The organism is Helicobacter japonicus (assembly GCF_000762845.2).
Taxonomy (GTDB): Bacteria; Campylobacterota; Campylobacteria; order Campylobacterales; family Helicobacteraceae; genus Helicobacter_C; species Helicobacter_C japonicus.
Genome location: NZ_JRMQ02000002.1, coordinates 281769 through 307566, shown reverse-complemented (window position 1 = coordinate 307566; position 25798 = coordinate 281769). Strand labels below are relative to the sequence as shown.

General features: G+C 36.9%; 32 protein-coding genes. 10 read left to right on the top strand and 22 right to left on the bottom strand.

The window, feature by feature from the left end:
* Positions 1 to 42: 42 nt before the first annotated feature.
* On the top strand, positions 43 to 555 hold the full coding sequence (locus tag LS65_RS03160; RefSeq protein ID WP_034363186.1) for an SLATT domain-containing protein: 513 nt from the start codon (positions 43 to 45) through the stop codon (positions 553 to 555).
* Positions 552 to 1340, top strand: coding sequence for an SMODS domain-containing nucleotidyltransferase (locus tag LS65_RS03155; RefSeq protein WP_034363189.1), 789 nt, complete (start codon positions 552 to 554; stop codon positions 1338 to 1340). Before LS65_RS03160 ends, LS65_RS03155 begins: the two co-directional genes overlap by 4 nt.
* Positions 1341 to 1627: 287 nt before the next feature.
* Here the strand turns inward: LS65_RS03155 and LS65_RS03150 are convergent, their stop codons facing one another.
* The 8 genes from LS65_RS03150 to LS65_RS03125 all read right to left on the bottom strand — a co-directional run bounded on the left by LS65_RS03150 (position 1628) and on the right by LS65_RS03125 (position 7207).
* On the bottom strand, positions 1628 to 2728 hold the full coding sequence (locus LS65_RS03150) for a DNA adenine methylase (protein ID WP_034363190.1): 1101 nt from the start codon (positions 2726 to 2728) through the stop codon (positions 1628 to 1630).
* Positions 2728 to 3345 carry a DNA adenine methylase gene (locus LS65_RS03145; protein WP_034363192.1) on the bottom strand — a complete coding sequence of 206 codons (618 nt, stop codon included), beginning with the start codon at positions 3343 to 3345 and terminating at the stop codon, positions 2728 to 2730. Before LS65_RS03145 ends, LS65_RS03150 begins: the two co-directional genes overlap by 1 nt.
* Positions 3345 to 3920 (bottom strand): Hpy99I family type II restriction endonuclease, encoded by a 576-nt coding sequence (locus tag LS65_RS03140; protein WP_034363193.1) that lies wholly within the window; start codon positions 3918 to 3920, stop codon positions 3345 to 3347. The genes LS65_RS03145 and LS65_RS03140 overlap by 1 nt, the downstream gene beginning before the upstream one ends.
* Positions 3917 to 4726 carry a DNA-methyltransferase gene (locus tag LS65_RS03135; protein WP_034363194.1) on the bottom strand — a complete coding sequence of 270 codons (810 nt, stop codon included), beginning with the start codon at positions 4724 to 4726 and terminating at the stop codon, positions 3917 to 3919. The genes LS65_RS03140 and LS65_RS03135 overlap by 4 nt, the downstream gene beginning before the upstream one ends.
* A gap of 12 nt (positions 4727 to 4738) precedes the next feature.
* Entirely contained in the window at positions 4739 to 4879 is a 141-nt protein-coding gene (locus LS65_RS09765; protein WP_161976254.1) for a hypothetical protein, read from the bottom strand.
* A gap of 158 nt (positions 4880 to 5037) precedes the next feature.
* A complete protein-coding gene (locus tag LS65_RS10015) occupies positions 5038 to 5730 on the bottom strand; it encodes an alpha/beta hydrolase (protein WP_201274307.1) in 693 nt (230 codons plus the stop codon).
* Between the two features lie 28 nt (positions 5731 to 5758).
* Positions 5759 to 6130: an alpha/beta hydrolase gene (locus LS65_RS10010; protein ID WP_201274306.1), complete on the bottom strand. Its 372-nt coding sequence runs from the start codon at positions 6128 to 6130 to the stop codon at positions 5759 to 5761.
* A 9-nt stretch (positions 6131 to 6139) separates the two neighbouring features.
* Complete coding sequence (locus tag LS65_RS03125; protein WP_236096601.1) at positions 6140 to 7207, bottom strand: aldo/keto reductase; 1068 nt, start codon at positions 7205 to 7207, stop codon at positions 6140 to 6142.
* Between the two features lie 181 nt (positions 7208 to 7388).
* On the opposite strand from LS65_RS03125, the gene LS65_RS03120 reads away from it, so the two are divergent.
* A complete protein-coding gene (locus tag LS65_RS03120) occupies positions 7389 to 7964 on the top strand; it encodes a hypothetical protein (protein WP_034363195.1) in 576 nt (191 codons plus the stop codon).
* Between the two features lie 20 nt (positions 7965 to 7984).
* Here the strand turns inward: LS65_RS03120 and LS65_RS03115 are convergent, their stop codons facing one another.
* The 7 genes from LS65_RS03115 to LS65_RS03085 form a co-directional block, all read right to left on the bottom strand.
* Positions 7985 to 8254 (bottom strand): type II toxin-antitoxin system RelE/ParE family toxin, encoded by a 270-nt coding sequence (locus LS65_RS03115; RefSeq protein WP_034363196.1) that lies wholly within the window; start codon positions 8252 to 8254, stop codon positions 7985 to 7987.
* Positions 8241 to 8531 carry a type II toxin-antitoxin system RelB/DinJ family antitoxin gene (locus tag LS65_RS03110; protein ID WP_052061146.1) on the bottom strand — a complete coding sequence of 97 codons (291 nt, stop codon included), beginning with the start codon at positions 8529 to 8531 and terminating at the stop codon, positions 8241 to 8243. The genes LS65_RS03115 and LS65_RS03110 overlap by 14 nt, the downstream gene beginning before the upstream one ends.
* Before the next feature lie 242 nt (positions 8532 to 8773).
* Positions 8774 to 9547, bottom strand: coding sequence for a R.Pab1 family restriction endonuclease (locus tag LS65_RS03105; protein WP_034363197.1), 774 nt, complete (start codon positions 9545 to 9547; stop codon positions 8774 to 8776).
* A complete protein-coding gene (locus tag LS65_RS03100; protein WP_419471491.1) occupies positions 9537 to 10607 on the bottom strand; it encodes an N-6 DNA methylase family protein in 1071 nt (356 codons plus the stop codon). The genes LS65_RS03105 and LS65_RS03100 overlap by 11 nt, the downstream gene beginning before the upstream one ends.
* Before the next feature lie 98 nt (positions 10608 to 10705).
* Positions 10706 to 11422 (bottom strand): ankyrin repeat domain-containing protein, encoded by a 717-nt coding sequence (locus LS65_RS03095; RefSeq protein WP_034363200.1) that lies wholly within the window; start codon positions 11420 to 11422, stop codon positions 10706 to 10708.
* 63 nt (positions 11423 to 11485) lie between these two features.
* Positions 11486 to 12394: a carboxymuconolactone decarboxylase family protein gene (locus LS65_RS03090; protein WP_138129748.1), complete on the bottom strand. Its 909-nt coding sequence runs from the start codon at positions 12392 to 12394 to the stop codon at positions 11486 to 11488.
* A gap of 63 nt (positions 12395 to 12457) precedes the next feature.
* Positions 12458 to 13588: an aldo/keto reductase gene (locus tag LS65_RS03085; RefSeq protein WP_084707876.1), complete on the bottom strand. Its 1131-nt coding sequence runs from the start codon at positions 13586 to 13588 to the stop codon at positions 12458 to 12460.
* A gap of 186 nt (positions 13589 to 13774) precedes the next feature.
* On the opposite strand from LS65_RS03085, the gene LS65_RS03080 reads away from it, so the two are divergent.
* The 3 genes from LS65_RS03080 to LS65_RS03070 all read left to right on the top strand — a co-directional run bounded on the left by LS65_RS03080 (position 13775) and on the right by LS65_RS03070 (position 16295).
* The gene (locus LS65_RS03080; protein WP_034362597.1) at positions 13775 to 14143 is read left to right on the top strand and encodes a DUF1104 domain-containing protein; all 369 of its coding nucleotides are present in this window, start codon (positions 13775 to 13777) and stop codon (positions 14141 to 14143) included.
* A 71-nt stretch (positions 14144 to 14214) separates the two neighbouring features.
* Positions 14215 to 14898 carry a response regulator transcription factor gene (locus tag LS65_RS03075; protein ID WP_034362598.1) on the top strand — a complete coding sequence of 228 codons (684 nt, stop codon included), beginning with the start codon at positions 14215 to 14217 and terminating at the stop codon, positions 14896 to 14898.
* Positions 14895 to 16295 (top strand): sensor histidine kinase, encoded by a 1401-nt coding sequence (locus LS65_RS03070; RefSeq protein WP_034362601.1) that lies wholly within the window; start codon positions 14895 to 14897, stop codon positions 16293 to 16295. The genes LS65_RS03075 and LS65_RS03070 overlap by 4 nt, the downstream gene beginning before the upstream one ends.
* Positions 16296 to 16350: 55 nt before the next feature.
* On the opposite strand, the gene LS65_RS03065 is transcribed toward LS65_RS03070, so the two are convergent.
* The 7 genes from LS65_RS03065 to LS65_RS03035 all read right to left on the bottom strand — a co-directional run bounded on the left by LS65_RS03065 (position 16351) and on the right by LS65_RS03035 (position 22552).
* Positions 16351 to 17490, bottom strand: coding sequence for an aldo/keto reductase (locus LS65_RS03065; protein ID WP_052061120.1), 1140 nt, complete (start codon positions 17488 to 17490; stop codon positions 16351 to 16353).
* Between the two features lie 94 nt (positions 17491 to 17584).
* On the bottom strand, positions 17585 to 19084 hold the full coding sequence (locus tag LS65_RS03060) for a M48 family metalloprotease (protein ID WP_052060977.1): 1500 nt from the start codon (positions 19082 to 19084) through the stop codon (positions 17585 to 17587).
* Positions 19085 to 19113: 29 nt separating this feature from the next.
* The gene (locus LS65_RS03055; protein ID WP_034360645.1) at positions 19114 to 19713 is read right to left on the bottom strand and encodes a LemA family protein; all 600 of its coding nucleotides are present in this window, start codon (positions 19711 to 19713) and stop codon (positions 19114 to 19116) included.
* A 77-nt stretch (positions 19714 to 19790) separates the two neighbouring features.
* A complete protein-coding gene (locus LS65_RS03050) occupies positions 19791 to 20264 on the bottom strand; it encodes a flavodoxin (protein ID WP_034360647.1) in 474 nt (157 codons plus the stop codon).
* A 93-nt stretch (positions 20265 to 20357) separates the two neighbouring features.
* Entirely contained in the window at positions 20358 to 21317 is a 960-nt protein-coding gene (locus tag LS65_RS03045; protein WP_138129747.1) for an aldo/keto reductase, read from the bottom strand.
* Between the two features lie 18 nt (positions 21318 to 21335).
* A complete protein-coding gene (locus LS65_RS03040; protein ID WP_052060979.1) occupies positions 21336 to 21908 on the bottom strand; it encodes an NAD(P)H-dependent oxidoreductase in 573 nt (190 codons plus the stop codon).
* 110 nt (positions 21909 to 22018) lie between these two features.
* Entirely contained in the window at positions 22019 to 22552 is a 534-nt protein-coding gene (locus LS65_RS03035) for a carboxymuconolactone decarboxylase family protein (protein WP_201274305.1), read from the bottom strand.
* Positions 22553 to 22772: 220 nt separating this feature from the next.
* Between LS65_RS03035 and LS65_RS03030 the strand changes: the two genes are divergently transcribed.
* The 4 genes from LS65_RS03030 to LS65_RS03015 are packed head-to-tail and all read left to right on the top strand — an operon-like array spanning position 22773 to position 25783.
* Positions 22773 to 23726 carry a DNA-methyltransferase gene (locus tag LS65_RS03030; protein ID WP_034363789.1) on the top strand — a complete coding sequence of 318 codons (954 nt, stop codon included), beginning with the start codon at positions 22773 to 22775 and terminating at the stop codon, positions 23724 to 23726.
* Positions 23723 to 24454 carry a hypothetical protein gene (locus tag LS65_RS03025; RefSeq protein WP_034362604.1) on the top strand — a complete coding sequence of 244 codons (732 nt, stop codon included), beginning with the start codon at positions 23723 to 23725 and terminating at the stop codon, positions 24452 to 24454. The genes LS65_RS03030 and LS65_RS03025 overlap by 4 nt, the downstream gene beginning before the upstream one ends.
* A gap of 52 nt (positions 24455 to 24506) precedes the next feature.
* Positions 24507 to 24770: a hypothetical protein gene (locus LS65_RS03020; protein WP_034362607.1), complete on the top strand. Its 264-nt coding sequence runs from the start codon at positions 24507 to 24509 to the stop codon at positions 24768 to 24770.
* Positions 24770 to 25783 carry a DNA adenine methylase gene (locus tag LS65_RS03015; RefSeq protein ID WP_034362609.1) on the top strand — a complete coding sequence of 338 codons (1014 nt, stop codon included), beginning with the start codon at positions 24770 to 24772 and terminating at the stop codon, positions 25781 to 25783. Before LS65_RS03020 ends, LS65_RS03015 begins: the two co-directional genes overlap by 1 nt.
* Positions 25784 to 25798 lie beyond the last annotated feature (15 nt).

Genomic DNA, 25798 nt, shown 5'->3' with positions numbered 1-25798 from the left:
GTAAAGGCTAAGCGGGTAAGAGATGATAGTTTAGGGTAGAAAATGGAAGAAAAAGAAATCGTAGAAAATATTAGAAAAGAAATTGAGAGAATAAAAGAAGATTCTATATATTCAGCTAAGGGGCATTTTGAGAGTGCAAAATATTGGAGATATTGGAATTATGTTTTAATGGTAGCCTCTATCGCTTCTGTTTGTGCAAGTTTAGTTTTTGTATTTAGTGATTTAGGTAAATTTTGTAGTGGTTTTGTTGCTATTGTGTCAGGATTTATTACAATGTTGCTTGTTTTTTTGAATCCTCAAAAGAAATATTTATCTCACCACAAAAATGGAAACAAATATCTTACTCTTAGAAATAAAGCAAGAATCTTTTTAGAAGTAGAATCTAAGAATATGAGTATAGAGCAACAAGTAGAATCTTTGAAAAAGTTAGATTCTAAAAGAAATAAAATAAATAAGTATTCTTTGCCTATTGCTTCAATGGGATATAAAGGTGCAAAAAAGCAGATTGAAATAGATAAAAATATACAATATCAAGTAGATAAGGGGCAAAAATGAGCGTGAATAGTTATTTGAACGATTTAGCAGAAAGAGCAATTGTTAGGGATAATGAGAAAAATAAAATTCAAGTTTCAGTAAAGGCTATTAAAGAAAGGTTAGAACAGCATTTTAGTAGCGAAGTAGATAAAGTTTTTATTTTTGGTTCTTACAAAAGAGGGACAATTATATCAAGACAATTTGATGAAAATTCCGATATTGATATAATAGTTATTTTTGGAAAAAAATTTGGAGGATTTTATCATTTAGAACCTAGAAATAATTATCCCAAAAATCCACAGACCTACTTGCAAAAATTAAGGGATTTTATAGGGTTAAGATACCCAAACTCTATTTGTAAGCAAAGTTTTCCAGCCGTAGTTTTAGAGCTCAATCATATTAAGTTTGACTTAGTTCCTGCTATTATTGATGATTTTGGAGATTACAAAATTCCAAATAAACAAAATTGGTATCAAACGCAAGTTTGGGATTGGATTACAACCAATCCAAATGATTTGGACGGAGCATTAGCAAATAATCAAACACTAAGGCGATTGGTAAGGGTAGCAAAAATTTGGAATGCAAAGCAAGGACGCATTTATGATTCTTATGAATTAGAGAAATTAATAGTGCGGCAGAGCTTTTATGGAGATTTGGGTGAGCATTTTTATCGGTTTTGTCAAATATTACCTTTGGATTATAGTTTATCTCAAGACAAACAAAGAAAGATTTTAAAACTAAGGGATTCTGCCGCACAAGCTAACTATAACAATGATGAAAGTTATATTAAAGGCTTATTTGAATGAGTTTAGAATCCTTATCCCCCACAAGCATTAATAAAGGCTGATTTATAAGCTCAATTTAATTGAGCGCATCAAAGCGCATTAAATCAAGCAATGAGCTTGTCGCATAGACAAAAGTAGAGTTTGGGTGTGTATCGCCATAATACATTGCTCCCTATACAAATCCGTAGCTTCTCCTTAGAGGTAAAATAAAACCAACTTTGGAATTATAAAGCCTGATAGTTGGTATTTGTCAAGGGAAAGAAGTGAATTTTGAATCCATTTTTTGGAATCTTATATTTGTAAGATTTTTAAGCCCTTTGCACAATCCACACATATTCTTTTATGTATTTCTTGCCTTTGTTCGTATTGCTTTTAAAGCGAGGATAGGCAAAACTCTCAAATATGACTTTGCCTAAAGGTTTTAAAATCTCATCAATTTGAGCTTTTTGCAGTATGCCCTCATTGTTATAGCTTAACACCAAATGCTTGTAATTGTTAAATTTTGTGATTTTTTCAAGTTCTATTAGTGCGGTTTTGGCATTGCAAAATGCACTCTTTTGATGTTGCCATTCTCGCAATCCTGCTACACCTTTGATTTTGGGATTGTCATACTTCGCAATCGTCTCTATTAAGTGATAATTGGGCGCATATTGGCGATGATTATAGGGCGGGTCAAGATAGAGTATGTCCAAAACTTGCTTAGATTTTATCTTTTGCAAAACTTCTATACTATCGCCACAAGCACAAAAATGCTGTATCTCACTTGGTAAAATCTCAATTTCTTTGAGTTTAAATGGCTTCAAGGCTCTTTTGTCCCATTTTTTACAAAATGCCACATAAACACCCGCTACATTGGCATAAAACGATAGAGATTCTATAAGTGTGGCTAAAAGGATAAAATATTCATTTTCATTGATGGATTGTTTTTGCTTCCAAGTTTCAATTTGCATTCTTATAGCGTCAATTTTTGCCGCATTTTCATCGCTAAAATACATTCTAGGCTGTGCTAAATGCTTACTTCCGCTTGGTGCGTAATGATGATAAATAAAGCCTTGTTGCGAGGGGAGAGAATCTAAAAATCTAAGCACCTTTTGGTAAGGTGAAATATCGTTTGTAAAAAGAGAATCTGCTAAATTTTGGCTAGATTGAATAATGCTTTGCAAACCTTGAAATGTAGGGATTTGGTTGTTTTGTATATAAGCCTTTTGCAGACAAAATGAAAAATAAAGCAAATCGCAACTATAAACTTGAAATCCCTTTGCTTTAAAAAATTTCCCCATACTCGCACTTCCCGCAAACATATCAAAAAAGCTTTGCGGGGATTTAGGGTGAGATTCTATACTATGGTGCTTCAACAAAAGAGCATAAATTTTTGCACTTAAAGATTCTTTGTTACCGATAAAACGCATTAATTTTTACTTTCTTTCAAAGGATTGTAATTTGTGATTAAAACTTCTTGTGTTTGTGTTTTGTCTTTATGCTTTGTTTGATAGTTTGCATTGGTATAGTGCGTGCAAACAAAATGAACTTTAAAACAATGTTTATCTAGCCATTGCTTTAAAATATGGTTTTCTTTGCCCTTCATTGTGGGATTAAAATGGGAGCGGTTTTTACCGAAAAGATTATTAAACTCGTGTGCGTTATTAAAACGAATCTGATGATTGAATGAAAAAGCAATCAATACAAAGAGTAAAAGCGGGGATTTGTTTGTATTATAATCTTTTCTTAAAGCATTGTAGCCTTGCACATTTTGCAAACTTAAATGATATTTTGCAATGGTATGATGAATTTCTTGCAAAATCAATTCTGCATTGTGTGCTTGTAAAAATTGATAGAAGTCAATTAAAAACTTAAGATTGTCATTGCAAATAATTTTTTGTGCTTGATGAATGTTAATCCCAACACTGCAACCCCCGCAAAATAAATCTACAAAGGTATCAATTCTGCTTGGAAAGAGTGGCAAGATTTGAGAGAGGATTCTATATTTTCCTCCGATGTAGTTGAGCGGGGATTTGAGAAAGTGCATTATTTTTCATATTTTTTTAAATATTCTATCACTTTCTCCAAAAACTTTGGATTGTCTTTAAATCTACCAAGCCCTGTATTGCAACTATCACATATCCATTCTCTGCCTTCACCTGTTTCGTGGTTATGGTCTCGGACTAGATTCGCTGTTATCCCCACAATACTTCTTTTTTCACAAATTGGACAAGTGAAAATACTGCCTTTAGGTGGTGCAATTTTATCCATTCTCTTTTTTTCAATATTAGAAAGCTTTACCCCATCAATATGTTTTCTGCATTCTCTACAACTTGGTCTCGTTGTTTTATTGCCTTTTGCATCGGTTTGATTAATCTCAAAACTATTAGTATCTTTTAAAACATGACAAATATTACAGATTTTATAATCAAATCCTTTCCCTGTTTTGTAAATATCAAGTGATTCTAAATCTTCATAGGCTATTCTTTTTATCTCGTTAATGCCTATAAACAAAACCATTGCAAAATTTCCATTAAGAGCCTTAATAACCCCAACAGAATTTTTTACTACATTATCAACTTGCTTATTTATAATCACAAAACTATCAATATTTAAACTCATAAGGGATTCCTATATTTATCTAGCCTTTTCCTGGCGATTTCAATATATTCTTGGCTTATATCTACACCTATAAAATTTCTTTTGGTTAAGAAAGCCATTTTGCAGGTTGTGCCAGAGCCACACATCGGGTCAAACACAATATCCCCCTCATTACTCCAAGATAGAATATGGTCAAGGGCAAGTTGCTCTGGATACATAGCGGGGTGTTTAAAAGATTCTTTATCATTTGTTGTTCCACCAAGTCCTACGGCATAATGCCAAATATTTGTTCTTGTTTTTTCTTTTTTTAATTCTTTAAGAACCTTATTGTTTTTGCCATCTGATTTTTTGTTTGCTACCAACATTTCAAAGCCATTTCTTGCAGTTCCTTCCTTAAGTGGATTAAAAGTTTTTGGTTTTCCTTTGGTAAAAATAAACATATATTCATAACTATTTGTATAAGCGTTTGAGCGCATAAAAGGTGTATTTTTCTTTGCATATATCATTACATCGTGTGCATTAAAGCCAATTTCTTGAAAATACAGAGCTTGCCTAAAGCTCGTCAAGCTTTTATTACCATTTTTAATTTTATCGCCAACAACCCAAACGACAATACCTCCTTTTTTCATAACCCTAAACATTTCATTGGCTATATTTTTAAATTCAAAAACATATCCATTATAATCTCTTAAATTATCGTAAGGTGGAGAAGTTACAATCAAATCAATACTATTATTTTGTAAATTTTTTTGCATAAAATGCACACAATCATCAACATAAAATTTATTTAATAAATAATTGTAATTTTTACAAATTGCTTGTGTCATTTTTCTCCTTTTTTATTTAGAATCCTCTACCACAGGCAAGATTCTTAAATTATCCACAAACGCACACCGCTTAGAATCTGCTAAAAATCGTTGAATAATAACCTCCAAAACTTCAAGTTTTGGTCGCTCCTCTGTCAATATCCACAGATTCAATCCTGCTCCTTGCCCTAGATTTATCTGTGGATTATAACCTAGCTTAACTTAAGCTTAGACATTTTTGCTTTAAATTCACCCATCTAAAAAAGTGCTTAGTCCCCTTGTCCTTGCATTTTTCAATAAAGAATGCACTTAATATTCTATCATTTTAAGCCCTACAACCTCTCCCCATAAAACCTCTTAAGCTCTCCTAGTGCCTCTTCCACCGCTTCTTTTTTATAGTAACTCTGGATATGTGTCGTGTTTTTAAGCTTATGCAGTCTTTTATCCTTACTCCCCGCCTTTTTATACGCTGCCTCACTCATATACGCAGTATCCGACTTATCCCCCACAAGTATTAATAAAGGCTGATTTATAAGCTCTATTTTGTCGAGCACATCAAAGCGCATTAAATCAAGCAGTGAGCTTGTCGTATAGGCAAAAGTAGAGTTTGGGTGCGCGTGGGTATCGCCATAATACATTGCGCCCTCCCGATACAAATCTGTGGAGATTTTTGCTAACTCCTCCTCACTTAGCTTTTTAGGCGCACTGCCTGTGTAGCTTATTTTGCCCTCTACAATCTCTTGTGTCCTTGCCTCACTTGCACTCTTAAGTCGCTCTTGAATGCTAGATTTTTCACTGCCCAAAAAGCCCTCTCTGCGCACAAGTCCGCTATTAAACATACTCAAAGTTGCCACTGCTTTTAGCCTTTTATCGCTTTTTGCGCTATTTAGCGTATAGCCACCACCTCCACAAATGCCTAAGATTCCTATGCGATTGAAATCCACACCTTGCACTTTTAGCAGATAATCCACCGCCGCAGAAATATCCTCTGTGCGATTCTGTGGCGTATCTACATTGCGAGGCAATCCCTCACTTGCGCCTTGATAGGCTGCGTCAAAAGCTAGGGATGTAGCCAGATTCTGCTAAATTTTGCGCGTATAGCCCTGCAACTTGCTCTTTTACACCTCCATTGGGGTGGGCTACGATGATAGCTGGAATCTTTGCCTTAGGGTTAAAATCGCTTGGCAAGTAGAGATTTGCAGCGATTTTTAGCCCTCTGCTTGTGTAGGTTACGCTTTTTATATTGACTTTGCCTTTTTCGTTTTTAGCGATTGCGCCCTCATAGACTAAGCCAAAAGGATTGTTGGCTGCATTTGCCTTTGCCTCTTTGCTAGGGTTTGCGATTTGCATTACTCCTCCTTGTGCGCATAAAAATGTCTGTAAGCTGAATGCTAAGATAATGCCACATACAATACTTTTTTGCATTGATTCTCCTTAAAACTTCTCTTTATGAATCTCAATCAAAAATTTCGCAGTTTGGGGGTCTTGATGATTCAAAAACAAGCTTGTTTTGTTATCAAGTGTGGCGATAGTTTGCATATCTTGCTCACTTAGGGCAAAGTCAAACACGCTCAAATTTTCAATCATTCGCTCTTTTCTTGTCGTTTTTGGAATGCAGATAATCCCTCTTTGAATCTGCCACCTTAAAATCACCTGCGCCACGCTTTTATTGTATTTCTTACCAATCTCGCTTAATGTGGGGTTACTAAACATATTGTTCTTGCCCTCGCCAAAAGGTGCCCAAGATTCCATAGCCACATTATATTCTTGCAAGACTTTTTGTGCTTCAAACTGCGCGTGGAGCGGGTTGCATTCTATTTGATTGAGGGCGGGTTTGATTTCATTATTTAAGCAAAAATCTGCGATTCTATCGGGGTAAAAGTTACTCACACCAATGGCTTTGAATCTACCCTCTTTGTAGAATCTGCTTAACGCTCTCCACGCGCCATAAGTATCGTTAAAAGGCTGATGAAGCAGCATTAAATCTATATAATCTAAGCCTAGTTTGCGCAAAGATTCCTCACACGCTTTGAGTGCCTTTTGCTCGGGGTAGTTGTTAATCCAAAGCTTTGTTGTAATAAAAAGCTCTTCGCGCTTCACTCCGCCTTGTAGGGCTGTCTTTATCGCTGCGCCCACACTCTCTTCGTTGAAATACGCTTGTGCGGTATCAATGCTCCTATATCCCGCGCTGATTGCGTCCTCTACGCACCTTTGCGTTTCTTTGGGGTCAATTTGGAAAACTCCATAGCCTAAGATAGGCATTTTAATGCCATTGTTTAAAGTTACAAATTCCATTGTGTCTCCTTGTAAATGATTTTGCATTTGGGATTCTCCCGCGTTTTGTGTGCTTTGAATATTGCGTGCGGAATCTTTTTTAGAATCTTTAGAATCACACGCACTTAAGGCAAATCCGCTCAAACTTGCTAAACTTGCCATTGCGCCAAACTTTGCAGAGGTTTTGAGAAATTCTCTGCGTTCTAGCGATTTTTTATCGTTCTGCATCACACCTCCTTTTATTGAAAAATAAAATGATATTATAAAGCCTTACACTTAGTGTTTGTCAAGGGGATTCTTGCAAGTTATACAAAATTAAAGAATATATAAGGTTTAGGGATTCTAAAGTAGTTTTCTATTACAATCACACCTTGCATTGCGCAAAATAATCTCTAAGTGAAATCCCGATATGTTTTTAAAACTCGCTCAAGAAAATCAGAAAAAAGCCTTTGAAATCATAGAGAAAACCAAAGTTTTGGAGTGTTGGCAAAGCATTGGTGCAGAGATTAACCTCATTGGCTCACTCAAAATGGGCTTACTTTGCAAACATCTTGACATTGACTTCCATATCTACACGCCCACACTAGAGGTTGCACAAAGCTTCGCAGCCATAGCAAAACTTGCAAACAATCCCAAAATTATCCACATAGAGTATCGCAATCTTTTAGAGGAAGAAGATCAGTATTTGGAGTGGCACGCACTCTACCAAGATGAGCAACTTTGGCAAATAGATATGATTCACATTGTGCAAGGAAGCAAATATGCGGGGTATTTTGAAAGAGTGGCGCAAAGAATCCTTGCTGTGATGAGCGAGGCGCAAAAAGAGCAGATTCTAAGGCTTAAGTTTGAAACGCCCGATAACCTAAAAATCGCGGGAATAGAATACTATCAAGCCGTGCTGCAAGAGGGTATTACAGACTTTAAAGAGTTTATGCAATGGCGTAAAAATCGCCCACAAGGTGCTATTATAGAGTGGATTCCTTAAGTTTGGATTTTGTTTGAATCTTAAAAAAGCTGGGAATGGCTACCGAGCCTTATAAGTTTTAGTGTATTGTCGCCATAAATTTTATAAATCACAAGCGTATCGCCCCCTATGTGAAACTCCCTAAAGCCTAGCCAAGTGCCTTTGAGTGCGTGGTCGTTTGCTTCTTGGGGCAGCGCCTTACCCTCGCAAAGTAGGGAGATATATTTAGCAAATTTTGCAAGTTCGCTATTGTTCAATCCGTGCTTTTGCAAATCTTTTACAAAGCTTTTTTCTTGTTTAAGATTCAACATTTTCTAGCCTTGCTTGTTTTGCAATTTCTATGAGTTCCTCTAAAGTAAATTCCTCGCAATTCACATCATTGTCTGCATTTCTCATCGCCCTTAAAGTCTCTTCGTTTGGAATCTCCGCTTTAAGTGCAAAAGGGATTCCACTCTCCCGCACCACCGCTTTGGCAAAGATATTAAAAGCCGAGCTTAGATTAAGTCCCAAAGCGTGAATTACATTTTCAAATTCCTGCTTGTCCTGCTTGTCCATTCTAAAAGTTACATTAATCATTTCGCTTTGCATTCTATACTCCTTACAATAAAATTACTTTATTATACCATAATTTCATTGTAATTTATTGTGATTGCAATCTTTATTTGGGAGTTTTAGCATAACTATGAAATGCGCATACAATCATTAATTGTTATTGGATTTTTGCCGATAAAAGTAAATAATATTTTTAAGATGTTTAGATTCTAAATTTTGCATAAAAGGATATTTTTTCATTAATAAAAAATAGATATTATCATCTTTTGTGCAAAAACCTATTTCAAAAGTGTCTTTTTTATCAAATGAAGAATCTGCAACACATCATAACAATGACTCTTGCTTAAGATTCCAAAAATCTTAAAACACTCAAGCACAAATGTCTTATGTCTAAAATCTAATGATAAAATCCCGTATTCTTTAGTGTTTGCCACTCTTCCAAGAAAAGTTGTATTGTCTTTAGATTCTAATTCCGTGATAGGAAAGCACACATAAAGCATAGGTTGCACTCCTATGGCTCTTTGCTTTTCTTTGATTATGACTTCAACCAACACATCAAAATTGCCAAATTTATGAACTAAAAGCGGATATTTCACTTCGCTTACATAAAACTCTATATCCAAAATTTGCTTCTGCTTTGGGTGGCTTCTAAAAATCTGTAAATCCTCTCTGCTGTCTATAAAATCCTCATTTTTAAGATTCTGCAAAAATGTGCAAAGATTTTCAATCTCTGCTTTGTCGATAATCCCCCATTGCACGAAATAATACAAATATTCACTTAGCTCATAAAGTGCCTTATTTTTCTCATTTGCTCCTACAAAATGCGTCTCTTGCAAGGTGCTTAAAGCAAGTTTTTCTTTGTTGCTCTTATCCACATCATAGCCAATTTGCCATTCAATATAATGCTTTTGCGAGAATGGAATTTGTTTTGTTGCCGTTGGGATTCCATATTCATAAAAGCTATTTCTTATCTTTACTCTAATCTTACCGCTTTGTGTTGTAAGCGGAATCTCTACACGAATTTTATTATCTTTTACACTTTCAATCCTCATAATGCTCTCCTAGCAAATCTTTAAAATACTGCACTATATCCTCACTTAGATTCTTATTTTCACTTGCTTTGATAAATGCAGATTCTAAAGTTTGAAACTTCTTAAAATCTATCAAAATATCACAATTTCCTAGATAATAAGGAATGTGCTTGATGATTTGCTTAAATACATCAACATAGCAGTAAAGACTATATTTATCTTGTGTAACATACACCGCATTTGCAGTATTTTTGCTTATAAATGTTTTAGAGCGGCGGAGGGCATTAATATCGCGCAGAGTATAAAACATTGCTACTTTTTGCTTTGAATCCACACGCTTTTTATTTGGATATTTATCAATATATTGTGCGATAAAATCAAAATCATTGAGCTTAAAAGATTTGCCCTCACGAGTTTTAAAAGAAAAATTACAAATAAAATGATAATCCATTCCTTGACTATCTCTTTCATACAAGGCAATAACAATAGGAAAAAATCCTAAAGATTTAGGGCAAAAGATTTGTGAGCTAATAATCATAGAATCCAATAAGCGATAGTGTTTAGCAAAGTTTTTTAAGGATTTAAAGTTTGATTCTTTAATCAAATAAGAAAGTGGGTGAAGCACACAGATATAATCCGCTTTTAATATATCAAATGAGCGCAAAAAGCTAATGCCTATATCTCGCGCTTTAAGTTGAGAATCCATAGGAATAGAATCAACATTTTTAAGGTGATTTTGCACGATAGAGGTTTTATCATTATAAGGTGGATTGCCAATAATAATGAGCTTATCAGATTCTGTAATCCTAAATTTATTTCTTTGGACATCGGCGAGTGCGTTAGCATGGATAAATAAGGGCTTCATGTAAGAATCTTGAAAATATGCTTTTGCTTTTGATAGGGCAATACTATCAATATCTGCACCGATATTTTGCTTAAATCCCTCTAAATTTAAAAAACTCCCATAACCACAAGAGCTATCAAGCAAAACATAATCTTGTAGATTGCTAATAGAATTTAAAAGCATTTGATACACAAGGTGTACGATAAAATCCGGCGTGTAAAAACTCCCTTGATTAATCGTTTGGATTCTGTCTAAATGTGCTTGAGCTGTCATTTAATTCTATTCTTACTTTACACTCAATGTTGCTACTAATAGATATTTTTCAAGCTTCAGATTCACAAAGCGCAAAGTTCTTTATAGCTTTTCGCTCCCGCTTGTTTTAAGCTCTCTTTATCCTTTTCATTCAATGCCATATCCAAAACGCTTTTTCGTTTATCAGTCGCATTCACATCTGCACCAAGCGCAATGAGAGCTTTTATCTCCTGTGTTTTAGGGGAGGAGTTAGAGAGAAGTAGAATCATCAAGGGCGTTTGGGAAATTTTATCCTTACCTATTTGAATCTGCGTCCTTGAATCAATGTTTGCGCCATATTTACAAGCAATTTTTAGTTTTTCTATTTCTTGCTTATCGGCACAACGATGCAAAAAATTCCAGCCGTCCTTGCCATAGCTTTCAAACTCTGCCCCTCTCTCAAGCAAAAAGGAGATAATGTGCGAATCCTGCCCACCCGCACCGACATAATATTGCAAGGCATTGTTATAGCCATCATCGTCATTTGCCTTTAACCCATATTGGAGTAAAAGCTCTAAAATTTCAAAATCTTTTGTCCTATCACACACGAGACAAGCATTTCCAAGCGTAATAGCGGCATTAAATATAGGCTCTTCCTCATCATCAAAGTTTGGACTATAAAAAAGCTGTTGCACATCATCAAAATATTGTAAAAATTTTTTCAATTCACTTAAATTATTTGCTTTGATAATCTCCCACAGCTCATTTTGTAAATCATCTTTTTCCCTGTGGCTAAGCCTCTTTATTTCTTCTAATGTCATCTCTTATCTCCAAGTCAAACAACCTGACATTATAGCAAAAAAGTCTAATAAATGCCACTTTTTCTAGCGCAAGGGTGCTATCTCATCAAGCGCACTTAGGGCATTGAGGCTTCTAGGGTAGCCGATATAAGGCACAAGTGCAGTAACAACTGCAATCAGCTTCTTTCTGTCGTTTCCGATTCTTAGATTTCCCGCAATATGCGCCCTCACTTGAGAATCCGCCCCACCCATTGAAAGAATATATACAAAGGTTAAAAGCTCCCGAAACTTCAAAGGAAGCCCACCGCGCGTGTAATAATCCCCAAAGCAGTTTGCGCTTAAAAAGGTGCGGATATGTTGATAATCCTTTGGTGCTGCTGCATTGCCCTTGTCAATAGCTTCACCAAAAAGTGTGCGTTGGGTTTCAAGCCCCTTTTCTCTTCTTTGGGCATATTCTACCTTGCCTTGAGGCTCTAAAGGAAGTGCGATTCCTTGTTGTGTAAAGATTTCATTGGTGGCACTGATAAAATCTAGCACCTTTCCCATACCCACATAAGGCGTGGCTTGGTAGAGAATTTCCTTGATTGCCACAGGTTCAACGCCATTTTTCAAAGTCGCCTTTAGGATAATTTTAAACTCACTCAAAGCAGGAATGGCTACAAGTGAGGCAAGAGTAATCATCAAGCTTTCTTTAAGCTCAAGCTTAGATTCTGTGGGGACTTCATCAAAGGCGAAATTCACATAATTGGTAAAAAACTCGGGGTCGCTCTTTGCAAGTGGCACATCAGTGTTGCCAAAGAGTTTTTCAAAAGTTTGTTTTGCTTTTGGGGTAAGATTCATTGTTTGCTCCTTTAGTTGGATTGGATTTGCCGCATTTGCGCGGTTTTGTGTTAAATATACGCCACTGATACCTAAAACCCCTAAACCCGCCGCAGTTTTTAGTGAAGTCTTTAGAAACTCCCTGCGCTCTAGCGATTCTTTGTGCTTTCGCATTGTTCCTCCTTATAATTTAAAAAGACAAAAAATAATATTCAAAGCCTAAAAGCCTTTATAATCTCACAGCCCCACACTCTTTGCGGCATCGCTATTGGGAGCGTATCTATCGCCAACAATTACAAGCTTACTTAACTCCTTGTTAATTTCTTCTAACTCACTTGGACTAAAAGTTAATAAACTTGCGTTCAAATTCTCCTCTAGTCTATGAATCTTTGTTGTCTCTGGGATTGGAATCACAAAGCTTTTGTTAGAGAGAATCCACGCTAAAGAAACTTGTGCAATGGTGGCAGGTTTGCCATTAATGCTTTTACTCTGTGCTACTTTTTTAATAAATTCAATCACACTTTGGTTTGCCTCTAGGGCTTCTTTGGTGTAACGCGGCATAGACGCGCGGAAGTCAAGGGTGGGGTGAAATTTCGTATCTTTTGTGAAATCCCCACCTAAGAATCCTCTATCAAGCGGAGAATAAGCGACAATAGTGATTCCTAACTTCTCGCAAGTATCCATTATGCCATTTTTCTCCAAGTCGCGAAATGCCATAGAGTATTGACTTTGCATTGCCACAGGGGCAAAGACTTTATGTGCTTTTTGTATTGTTTTAATCCCTGCTTCGCCTAACGCCCACGCCTTAATTTTACCCATTTTGACTAAATCTTTCATCGTCTCTGCTACTTCCTCAATGGGTGTATCAATATCCACTCTGTGTTGCGTATAAAGGTCAATACAATCCCTCTGCAATCGCTTCAAACTCCCATCAACTGCGCGCATAATAGACTTGCGGCTAGAATCTAGCTGCTGTTTGCCAAAGGGATAATAGAATCCAAATTTTGTATTGATGATAATTTTGTCTTTATAGTCTTTTAAAGCCTCGCCTAAAAGCTCCTCGTTTGTGTGTGGTCCATACACTTCGGCGGTATCAAAATAACTATATCCCAAATCTACTGCTTTATGCAAAAGCTTAATCATCTCTTTTTTATCTCTTGCTGGTCCGTGATTTGCGCTCATTCCCATACAACCTAAACCAATGGCTGAAACTTGAAAATTCTCGATTTTTCGTTGTGGAATCGCTGTTTTTGTCATTTTTGCCTCCTTAGCATTTACAAAAGTTTGTGTGCCTAACAATGCTATTGCAGCAAGTGTTGTACTTGTCTTTAAAAACTCGCGTCTTGAATGCTCTTTATCTTTTTGCATTTTTATCCTTTTTTGATTGAAAATAGATTCTGGAATTATAAAGCCTGACACTTAGTGTTTGTCAAGGGGGAGCAAAAAGAATTTTGAAAATTTAAAATACAAATTTTTTATTCATATTTGTTTCATATTGCTTAGATTAAATTTCATCGTGTTTTTACAGCACGAATTTACTTTAAGGAGTTTCCTATGAAAAAATCTTTATTTAGTCTTTGTCTTGTTGGTTTGCTTAGTGTTGGTGCGTTTGGCGCGGATTTTAGCAAGCTTTCTAATGAAAGCTTTGTGGCAGCGGGCGCAAATCTTGCTGCAAAAGATGTGCCTGATTACAAAATGGAATTACACAAAAGAATGCAAAGTATGAATTATTTTGACGCTAAGGCTTTGAAAAAAAGCGTGAAATACAACTTCAAAATGGCAAAATATCAAAGAACACCAATACAACAAATGGTATATAAAAACGAAGTGTGCCAAGCTATGCAGGCAAAAACTGATAGTATGAGTGGCAAACAAATCCGCGAATCAGGCTTAAAAATCAAGAGAAATTGCTTCAAGGGTTAAGGAGTTGAGGAGATTTTTAAAGGATTTCTTGCCTATAATCCATATTTTAAAATAGTATAAAAAGGTTGGTAATGGCAGCTAAGATTCTGCTTTTAGAAGATGATACTTTGCTCTCTGAAATGCTTTTTGACTGCTTAAAAAGCATGGGATATGAGGTAAGCCTGTGTGTCAATGCGGAGGAAGCATTAGAATGCGCTTATGAGAAAAACTTTGATTTGTGGATTTTAGATGTTAAAGTTCCCTTAGGCAATGGCTTTGAAGTGCTTAAAACTCTGCGCGAAGCGGGTAAAAATACGCCCGCTGTGTTTTTAACCTCACTTGCTTGCCTAGAGGATTTAAAGGAAGGTTATGTCAGCGGCTGTGATGATTATATCAAAAAGCCTTTTGATATAGATGAGTTGCTTTTGCGCGTTGCGAGTTTGTTAAAAAGGCGATTCTTTCACTATGATGATGAGTTTTTGACTTTGGATAAGCAAAAGGGATTACAATTTAATCTCACGCACAAAGCCCTTTATCGTGGTGATGAGATGATTTCTCTTACAATAAAAGAAAAGGAATTGCTCGCCTTGCTTTTATCCCATCACAAAAACTTTGTTTCTTTAGAGCAGATTTTTGATACACTTTGGGAATACAACGAAGAGCCTAGCGCAATAGCCTTAAGGGTATATGTCAAGAATTTAAGAAAGATTCTAGGCAAAGAAAGCATTATCACCCAAAAGGGCTTTGGATATTGTTATTGTAAAGACTTGCAATGAAAGCACAACCCTTTTCTTTCAAAACTAATGAGGGATTCCACAATAGCATTGTTAAGATTTTGCTTCTTTATGTCGGCACAAGCGCGATTTTTTTAGGCATTTTTCTTTATCTTTTTTACGAAAACCGCATTAATTCCTTGCGCTTGCAACAAATGATTCAAATGCGCAATGAATATGTTTATCTTGTGGATTTTATCACGCAAAATCTCATTTCTCCCACATTGGAGCAAGATTCCTCTAAAACCTCTGTGAGAGAGCTTGATATGCAATCTCTCTCCAAACTTCAAGGGCAAATCTCCTCGCCCTTTGCGCTTGTGGATAAAAATAAAAATGTGCTTTTTAGCACTCTTACGCAAATGCCTAAAAATTTGGATTCTATCCTTTCACACCAAAAGGAGCTACACCTCCTCTATGAAAACAATCAGTTTTTTGTCAATTTTCGCCGCATTCCTTTAGAAAAAATTTTTACATTGCCCCCTTATAATCTCCCCAAAAGAAACGAGAAAACATCTAAAGTTTTTAATAATTTAGGGCTTTCTTTGATTTTGCAAGGCGAGTTGATTGGCTCTACAATCTGGCAACCTAGCCACTTTGCCACAAAACCCTTAGAGGAGAATATACAAACAAATTATATTGCAAGTGAGCTAGATAAATTGCGATTGCAAAGCGCGCTCATTTTGATTTTCTCTCTTGTAGCTATTGGAGTTGTTGTGTATTTTCTAGTAAAACTCTCTTTGCGCCCGGTAGCGGAGAAATTCCACACGCTCAATCACTTTATTAAAGATTCCACCCACGAGATTAATACGCCTTTAAGCGTGATTTTAATGGGAGTAGCACAACTAGATAAAACAAAGCTAGATTCTAAAAACCTTCAAACAATCCGCTACATAGAGCTTGGAGCGCAGAACCTTAAGTCAATTTATCAAAATCTCATTGCCTTTAATTTCCCTCTCACAAACGCCACGAAAGAGAATCTTGACTTGGCTAAGATTCTTAAACAAAGAATAGAATATTTCACGCCTTTAATCACGCAAAAAGCCATTGCTTTGCAAACAGAAATCAATCCCTCATTTATCAATGCAAATGCGGATAATATGAAGCTTTTAGTAGATAATCTCTTAAGCAATGCGGTGAAATATACGCCTAGAGGGGGTGAGATTGTCATCGTTTTAAAGAAGCATTTTTTAAGTATTAAAGATAGTGGTTGTGGGATAAAAGAGCAAAATCAAAAGAAAATCTTTGAACGTTATACACGCTTTGAATCTCATCTTGGCGGCTTTGGCATAGGCTTAAGCCTCGTTAAAAGCGTCTGCGAACTCTATGGGATTACAATCACTTGTCAAAGTGGGTGCAATAAGGGAAGTGAATTTATCTTAAAATGGGGAGAATCGCATTAGGTAAAAAGATGGAATCTCCGATAAAGACAATAAAGATTCCACCTGCATTAAAGTATTATTTCCCCACTCTGTTTGCTTGTTCAGCGGGGTATCTATCGCCTATGATTGTGATTTTATCAAGTTTAGAATCTAATGCCTTCATATCTGCCTTGCTAAGTTTCACAGCCAAAGCATTGATATTCTCCTCTAAATGCACCTTACTCGTTGTGCCAAAAAGCGGGACAATATAAGGCTTTTTGTTTAAAAGATACGCAATGGCTACTTGTGCGGGAGTGGCGTTAGAATCTTTAGTGTGTGGATTCTTGCCCTTGCCAAATTCTATTAATGCCTCAATAATTTGGTAATTTGCCTCCATTGCATCGGGTTGGAATCGCGGGAAAGTTGCGCGATTGTCGTTGTTTTTATCAAACTTAGAATCCCTATTGAGTTTGCCACTTAGGTAGCCACGATTAAGCGGAGAATAGGCAACAAAGCCAATTTTTAGCCGCTCTAATGTAGGGAAAATCTCACTTTCAGGGTTGCGCCACATTAGGTGGTATTCGCTTTGCACGGCAGTAATGGGACAAATTTTATGTGCTGCTTCAATGCTTTTTGCACTTAGCTCACATACGCCAAACCGCGCAACTTTGCCCTCTTTGATTAAATCTTTCACGCAATTTGCCACCTCCTCAATCGGCGTTTTGGGGTCAAATCTATGTTGATAAAGAAGCGGAATCTGCTCTAAATTTAGTCTTTTTAGGCTTTGTTCCACAACTTCGCGAATGCGCTTAGGTGAGCTATCTAGCACACTTGCGTCCTTACCAAAGCCAAATTTGGTGGTGATAAAAAGTTTGTCTCTATAAGGCTTTAAGAGTTCGCCTACTAAGATTTCATTGCTATCTGGTCCATACACTTGCGCAGTATCATAAAGCGTAATGCCCGATTCTATGGCAGCTTCTAAAATCTTTAAAGATTCCTTTTTGCTTAAGCTTTGTGAGCGGTGGTAGTTTAGCCCCATACAACCAAAGGCGAGAGCAGAAACACTTAAGGCATAACTTCCTGCGCCTAGTGTGCGTGTGGGCATTTGGATTTTAGAATCCGCACCAAAAAGTGGCAATGCGCCTACACTTAAAGCAATGCCAAGCATTGCAGAAGTTTTCAAAAAATCCCGCCTAGAATACAAAGCCATGTCTTGTGGTATTAAATGTTCTTGCATTTTTGCTCCTTAAAAAATAGATTCTAGAATTATAAAGCCTGACACTTAGTGTTTGTCAAGGGGGCGAAGCGAAAAATGATGAAAATTGATTCTATTATTTTGCGCCCATTTGTTCTAGGCGGAGGATTCGTTGCTCTAATGGAGGGTGTGTGGCAAAAATCATAGCACGGCAAGGCAGGAAAAACATATGTGCGCAAGAACTTGCTTTGGGGTTGGTAAGATAGGTAGGCTTTTTGGGAGAATCTTCACTTGCTTGATAGGTGCTTGAAACCTGTGCAATTTTTTGTAGAGCAGATTTTATGCCTTGAGGATTGCGTGTGTATTGTGTGCTTGAGGCGTCAGCTAAAAATTCCTTTTGACGCGAAATTGCTGCTTGAATGATTTGCGCAAAAAACATACCTAAAAATCCCAGCACATAAAACACAAGCGCAACGCCAGCAAGTGCGACAAAGCCTTTGCCATCATCTTTAGAGCGAGAAGTTCTTTTAGAGCTATTGGACATCGCCTCAAGCAATATTTCACCCGCTACCACTACGCAACTTAATGCAAATACAAGCGCGAAGATTCTAAGATTGAGCGCAACATCACGATGAAAAGCGTGTGAAAATTCGTGTCCTATTACGCCTTGAAGCTCATCACGACTTAGAATATCTAGCGCACCTTGCGTTACAAAAATTGCTATTTTTTCTTTCTCTTTGCCAAAATATTCTCCGCTACACATTGCATTGATACCTTTCTCTTCTTTGAGAATAAACACGCGTGGCATAGGGCAAGAGGAGGCAATTGCCATTTCTGCAATCACATTTAAAAGCACTCGTTCTTTTTGTTCTAAATTACTAGATTCTGTAATTTCTGTGGCATTGAGTGTTTTTGCGAGTTTGTCAATGCTGTGCTTTGCCAAAGAGAATTTTTGAAAAACAAAGGCGCAAAAAATCACCGCAACTAAGACAAATGCTAAAACTAGAGAAATAAGAAAATTTTCAGAAGAATTATCCGCTACAAGAACCATTTTTCTAGGTGGCAAATCAAAAGGAGATGGCACAGCTACATTAAACTGACTAGGATTATCTAGCAAAATAAAAATCAGCCCAAAACAAGAAAAAGCAGTCAAAAAAATCAAAAATAGCATTATAAAAAAGAGAGCGTTGCACCATAAAATCTTAGATTGTGCAGTGTCTTTATGCTCCCAAAATGTATTGGATAGCTTCACTTCCCTACCCAAAATAGTGCGTGTGATAAAGAATAAAATGAATGTGCTAAATGCGACAAAAACAAGAAGTGCAATGAGGGTTTTGATATTAAAAAAATACCGAGTGGGCGCATCAAAACCTAGAGATGTGCGTATGTCTGCAAAAAACCTTGCGCAAGAATTTAGGAAATCTACAATTTGTGAAGAAGAATTAAGCAACACACCCGCAAATAAGATCAGAAAGAAAACAGAAAGAAGTTCAAACGAAATACCACTTTTTTTGGGAAGTTTATTATAGGTAACTATCCACACCACAATGATAAATGCCATAAGCAAAGCCTTAACGCTTAGAGGCAAGGCTAAAAGAAAATGATTATCCAAAAAAATAGAATCTACTAAATCCATAAGCACACCCTATAAGATTGCAAAAAACCTTAAAACTGCACTTTGGGTGCTTGGTTTAATACCTCACGATTCTCCTCAAACTCTAACAGGGGTAAATCTTTCGCGAATTGCGAAAAGAATCCTACAATAATGTTATTTGGAAAGATTTGTCTGCAGGTATTGAAGTTTGTTACATTATCATTATAGGCTTGACGCGCAAAAGCAATTTTATTCTCTGTGGAAGCTAACTCCTCACTTAGCTGTATCATCGTAGTATTTGACTTTAAGTCAGGGTAGGCTTCCATTGTCATATTGAAATTCATCAAGGCGTTTTGCAAAGATTTTTCAGCATTATTCAGTGCATTGATAGCATCGGGAGCATTGTTTGCAACATTGTCTAGTGCGCTTTTTGCAGTGTTTCTTGCCTCTATGACTTTCATCAAGGTTTCTTGCTCGTGGCTTAGGTATTTTTTAGCGATTTCAATGAGATTTGGGATTAAATCATATCGCCGCTTGAGTTGCACATCAATTTGCGAAAAAGCATTTTGTGCGCGGTTTTTTAAGGTTACTAGAGAATTATAAGCACCAATAAGCCATATCACTCCAAAAGCAATAATACCAACAATGATAAGAATACTCCCAAATACCATTCTTTGCTCCTTTGTCGCAATTTAAAGCACGGATTATATCTTAAATAAGTTAAAATCCTTTTATGCTGTGAGCATTCTCAAATCCCTAAACCCTCAAGCCATTTTGTGAGTTTCGCCTTGCTTGTGCCAAAGTTAAAGCGTTTGCCCTCTTTAAAAATCGCATTAGGAGCGCACTTTGCCATATCACGCGGGGCATTGCTCAAATCACTCCCACCGCTTGTGCAAAAAGGCACGATGACTTTGCCACTAAAATCGTGGGATTCTAACAAGGTAAAAATAATCTGTGGCGCACTATACCACCAAATGGGGAATCCAATAAAGATTGTATCGTAGCTTGAAATATCTATGTCTTTAGCAATTTTTGGGCGCGAGGCTTTGTCCTTGCACTCTAAAGTGCTGCGGCTCTGCTCATCTCTCCAATCCAAATCCGCTTGAGAATAAGGAATCGCGGGGATTATCTCAAAAACTTCCGCATTTGCGGCTTCTGTTAAAGTTTGCGCAACTTCCTTTGTGATTCCACTTGCGCTAAAAAATACAACTAAGTTTTTCATTTTTACTCCTTTTGATAGAATCTTAAAAAAGATTGCATAAATTATAAATCCCAACACTTTGTCAAGGGGATTTAAACTTTCTCTCTTTTTTTCTCACTTCCCGCCAAATACAGGAAAATATGAATGTGCGCCGTAATCTTTAAAGGTGAGTTTTTTAAGTGCCTCTAAATCTGCGCTTGAAAATGTGAAATCCACCTGCGCATTCTCTGCAATGTATTTGGGAGTTTTGCTCTTTGGCAAAGAAACAAGCCCTAGCTCCAAAGTATAGCGGATACAAATTTGCGCGGGGCTGACATTGTATTTTTTAGCTAACTCTATCACGCGAGGGTCTTTCAAAAGCTCTCCGTGCGCAATAGGCGAATACGCTTCTACGAGGATATTTTGACTTTTGCAGTAATCTAGCAAACTAAAAGGCGTGTTGCCAATATGGCATAGAATCTGATTTGCTGCGGGTTTAACTTTGCAATTTTTGAGGATATTTTCTAAATCTTTTTGTAAAAAGTTGCTCACCCCAATGGAGCGCACCTTACCCGCCTTTTGCGCGTCCTCTAGCGCGTTATAGACTTCTACATTTTCTTTAAAATAATCGCCTTGTCTAAAGCTATTCCAAGGCTGTGGGCTGTGAATGAGCATTAAATCAATGGAATCTAGCTTCATTGTCTTTAAAGAAGTGTCTATGGAATCCCTCGCGCTTTTGTAATCCTTGTATCCTGCGCGGATTTTACTTGTGATGAAAATCTCCTCGCGTGGAATCTTGGAGCTACGCACCGCCTCGCCTACACCTCTTTCATTGCCATAAGCTTGTGCGGTATCAATGTGGCGATAGCCCACCTTAAAAGCCTCTTGCACCGCTGCTTCCACCGCATTATCATCAATGCGCCAAGTCCCAAGCCCAAGCTTTGGAATCTCCTTGCCATCGTTTAGCATAAAATAGTCCTTTAAAATGGATTTTGCCTTTGTTCCTTGCGCACCAAACAATAGGTTGGGCGCGAAAAATGCCATTCCTGCTAGGGCTGCACTTTTGCCTAAAAATTCTCGTCTTGTGTTTTGCATTTTCTCTCCTTATGATGATTATTTGCTTAGCCGCTCAATGAGGGCTTTTTGATAGGATTCTAGTTTTGAATGGCTCACTGCTTCAAAAACAAGAGGTTCTAAATATGTCATACCACAATGCAAAGCACTTGCTTTCATTGGCAAAAACACATCTTTAAGCTCCACGCCGATTCTGCCATTTTTGCCATAGGTGCTAGAGCCTCCTGCTGCGGTAGAAACGATTAGCATTTCTTTGCCCTTCCATAAATCAGGTCCCACACTTCCCCAAGTCTCGTTGAGGTAGGCTTTCATCATCGGCGTGATATTAAACCAATGCGTAGGGAACAAAAACACGATTCTGTCATACTGCCTTGTAATCTCCCGCTCTTTTGCTCCATTGATTGCCCTTGTATCATAGCCATAGAGGCTTTCAAGATTCCGCACCTCCACGCCTTTCACACTTCTTGCAGCTTCCTCTAAGCCCTTAATAAAAGTGGATTTTTCTGGATAAGGGTGTGAGGCAATCAAAAGCGTTTTTACCTGCGCTTGTTCTGCAAACAGATGAGATGTTAAGCTAAACATCAGCATAAAAAATAACAATATTTTTGCCATTACTACTCCTTTAGTGTAAAATAGATTCTGTAATTATAAAGCCTGACACTTAGTGTTTGTCAAGGGGGTATGGAGAATATATTTTATATATTTGCTTTTATGAGGTGGGATTAGTCTTTTTCCTCTAATCGACAGATACTGCCAAATCCAGCCACAGGCACACCAAGAGCGCGGATAAGCCTTGACCAATAATTCACTTGCGCAATAGTTGAGGCAATAATTACAATGCCACGTTCAGAAAAATGCTCCTTGAGACTACAAACAATCTCTTTTGAAATAAAAACAGGTGTGTTTGTCGCCATTTCTGTGTATTGCAGGACAATCCTTTCTTTTTCACTAAAGGTATGATGAGTGTAATTTTTATCGGCTATCGCTTGGATTTCATCAAGGCTCAATCCAAATTTTTCATACTCAAAGGCATTCATATCAATGCAAAATGGACAAGCCACCAGCATAGAAACCTGCACACGAATGATTTTTAGAATCCGCTTATTAATCTCTGCATCATCGTGAGCTACGAGGCTTTCTAAAACTGCAGAACTCACCGCTGCCTTAGGATACCAAGTCAAAAGTTTAGCGATGAGCACTTCTTTCTTGACGCTTTTTTGCGCTAAATAAACGGCTATTTTTAGCAAAAATGGCATTTTTTGGGTGGCTCTATATAGGCACTCTCTTTATCTTTGAAAAAGTTGTTTTCATCATTGATTGTAAAACACATACTTCCTCCTTAACATAAAATATATGTGATATTATAGAATCTTACACTTATTTTTTGTCAAGAGGTAGAGTGAAAGCCACTAGAAATGCTTGCTTATCTTTGTTGTGCTATAATTTGATGATTTTAAGGATATGCAAGGAGGATTTATGACCGCAAGAATAGATAGTGCGCAAAACATTAAGGATTCTAATACGCAATTTATTACATCAAAATTTAGCATTTATAACCAAGATTGCACAGAGGGACTTAAAGCACTTTCTAATAATTCTATTGATTGTATTATTACTGACCCACCTTATTTTATTGATGGTATGGGGAGTGAATGGAATGATACAAATCTTAAAACCAAAGCTTCAAAAAGTGGAGTAATTGGGGGCTTACCTGTGGGTATGAAATTTGATAAAGCTCAAGGGGAGAGATTGCAAGAGTTTATGAATCCTCTAGCAAATGAATTTTATAGAATCTTAAAGCCCGGTGGATTTTGTATTGTGTTCTCTCAAGCGAGGCTTTATCATAGAATGGCAATGAGTTTGGATTTGGCAGGATTTGAAATACGAGATATGTTAGCGTGGAAATATGAGGGACAAGCAAAAGCATTCTCTCAAACACACTTTATCAAAAAGGACAAAAATTTAACACAAGCGCAAAAAGAATCTTTAATCAAAGAATTAGAGGGCTATAAAACACCTCAATTAAAACCTCAAATTGAACCTATGGTAATGGCACAAAAACCAAAAGAGGGAACATTCGTGCAAAATTGGCAAAAGCATAAACTAGGGCTTATCAACACAAAAGAGAGTTTAGATGGGAGGTTTCCTAGCAATGTAATGGAGGTGAGCAAACACACAAGAAAGAATGAGAGCAATATAAAAATAGAGCATTTAACGCCTAAACCTGTATGTCTCATCTCTCATCTTGTTAGACTTTTTACGCAAGAGGAGCAAATCGTGCTAGACCCCTTTATGGGAAGTGGTTCTCACGGCATTGCGGCTTTAAACAATCATCGCTTTTTTATAGGTTATGAGATTGAGAAAAAATATTTTGAAATAGCAAAAAAACGAATAGAGCAAGAAGTTTTAGAAAGCAGGATTTTAAAATGAATGAGCAAGAAGTTTTAGAAACCTTCAAAACCATTGCTAAGTATTACGAAGAATACCTTAAAGATTATGGGGTAAAGCTTGTGAAATTAAAAGATTCCAAAGGGTATTACACTAAAGACGCCTTAGTTCTTGTGTATTTAGCAAGAAATTATCCTCATACACAAGCAGTTTCAAAGGGGGAATTAACAGAATTTATAAGAGCATTTTACCCCAATGTAAGTGATGTGCAACAAGCAAGACACTTAAGTAAGCAGGGCGGATTCTATATTGTTTCAGGCACGAGGGGCGATATAGGGCAAAAGATTCCAGCGGGATATTATCAACTTATTACTTTAGAAAAACCTTATCCCTCATTTAAACCCGATAGACGAAGTGGGATAGAATCCGCAGACTTTGAAAGCTTAAAAAAAGAATATGGTTATAAATGTGCGACTTGTGGAAGCGTGGAGGGAGAGCCTCATAATTTTAGAAAAAATGAAAGAACTATATTACAAGAGGGACACATGAATCCAGCTTTACCTTTAGAGTTTGGGAATGTTATCCCTCAATGCCAAGTGTGTAACCGCCCTGATAGAGATAGGTGGATTTATGACAAAACAGGGAGAGTGATAGAAATAGCGGATTCTGATGATGGCAAAAGAGTGGTTGAAAAATACTTTAAAAGAGTAAGCACACATACAAAGGAATATTTTTTAGAGTTTTTGAAAAAGCTTTTGAATATAAAGTAGGTATTTTAATTCTATAATTGCATAGAAATAATTTTTTAAAAAAGGAGAATGTATGAGCAGTTACGCAACACAAGCAGATTTATTTCTAGAACTTGCCAAACCTGATAAAAATGGTGTTTCAAGGTGGGTATATGTAAGTGAGTTTGTTGGAAAATATGAGCCATTAAGCTCTAATAACGGATACGCATGGGCTAGAGATGGCTCAAGAGGTGGCACTACCAAAACAAAACTGAATGAAACATATATCATAGAGAAAAACCCACCGACTGGAGAAGTAGTTGCAATCAGATTAAATGGCTTCAAACCTAAGACTTAATGAACTACATTGGCTCTAAATTTAAACTTTCTCACTTTTTGCAAACAAGCATAGAATCCACGCTGCAAAAAGCCCACACAAAGCCCCTTAAAGATTCTATCTTTTGCGATATGTTTGCTGGAACTGCAGTAGTTGGAAGGCTTTTTAAAGCGCAAGTCAAGCAGATTATCAGCAACGATAAGGAATATTATAGCTTTGTCTTGGCACAAAATTATATTGGCAATCATCAAAAATTAGCCCGAGCTAATGAGTTACTCCACATTCTTAATGATACGATTCAAACACCACCACAAAAGGGTAAAATCTATACTCACTATGCGCTTGGTTCTGGGAGTGGGAGGCAATATTTTAGTGATGAAAATGCACAAAGGATTGACGCTGTGCGCTCTCAAATTGCGCAATGGAAAGAGGAAAAATTCATCAACAAACAAGAATATTATTTTCTCCTTGCCTCTCTTTTAGAATCTGCTGATAAGGTTGCAAACACCGCTTCTGTGTATGGAGCGTTTCTAAAGCACCTTAAAAAAAGTGCGCACAAAGGTTTTATTCTAAATCCTGCGGAATTTGAATGCAATGAAAACGAACATTTGGTATTTAATGAGGACGCAAATACACTTATTACCAAAATAAAGGGCGATATTCTCTACCTTGACCCGCCTTATAATGCGCGAGAGTATGGCGCAAACTATCATCTTTTAAACACGATTGCCTTGTATGATGACTTTATCCCAAAGGGCAAAACAGGCTTAAGGGAGTATGAAAAGTCGGCTTGGTGCAGACAAGCAAAAGTCGCAGACGCGCTAGAAAACCTCATCAAAAATGCAAATTTTGAGTGGATTTTTCTAAGCTATAATGATGAGGGATTGCTTAGTTTGGAGCAGATTCAAGAGATTTTTGAAAAATATGGCAAATACTCTTTTGTTACCCAAAAGCACCAGCGGTTTAAGGCAGATTCTAAGCGAATCCAAAAGCAAGATTCCACTTTGGAATATCTGCATATTTTAAGAAAGTGATTGTTTTTGTATAAT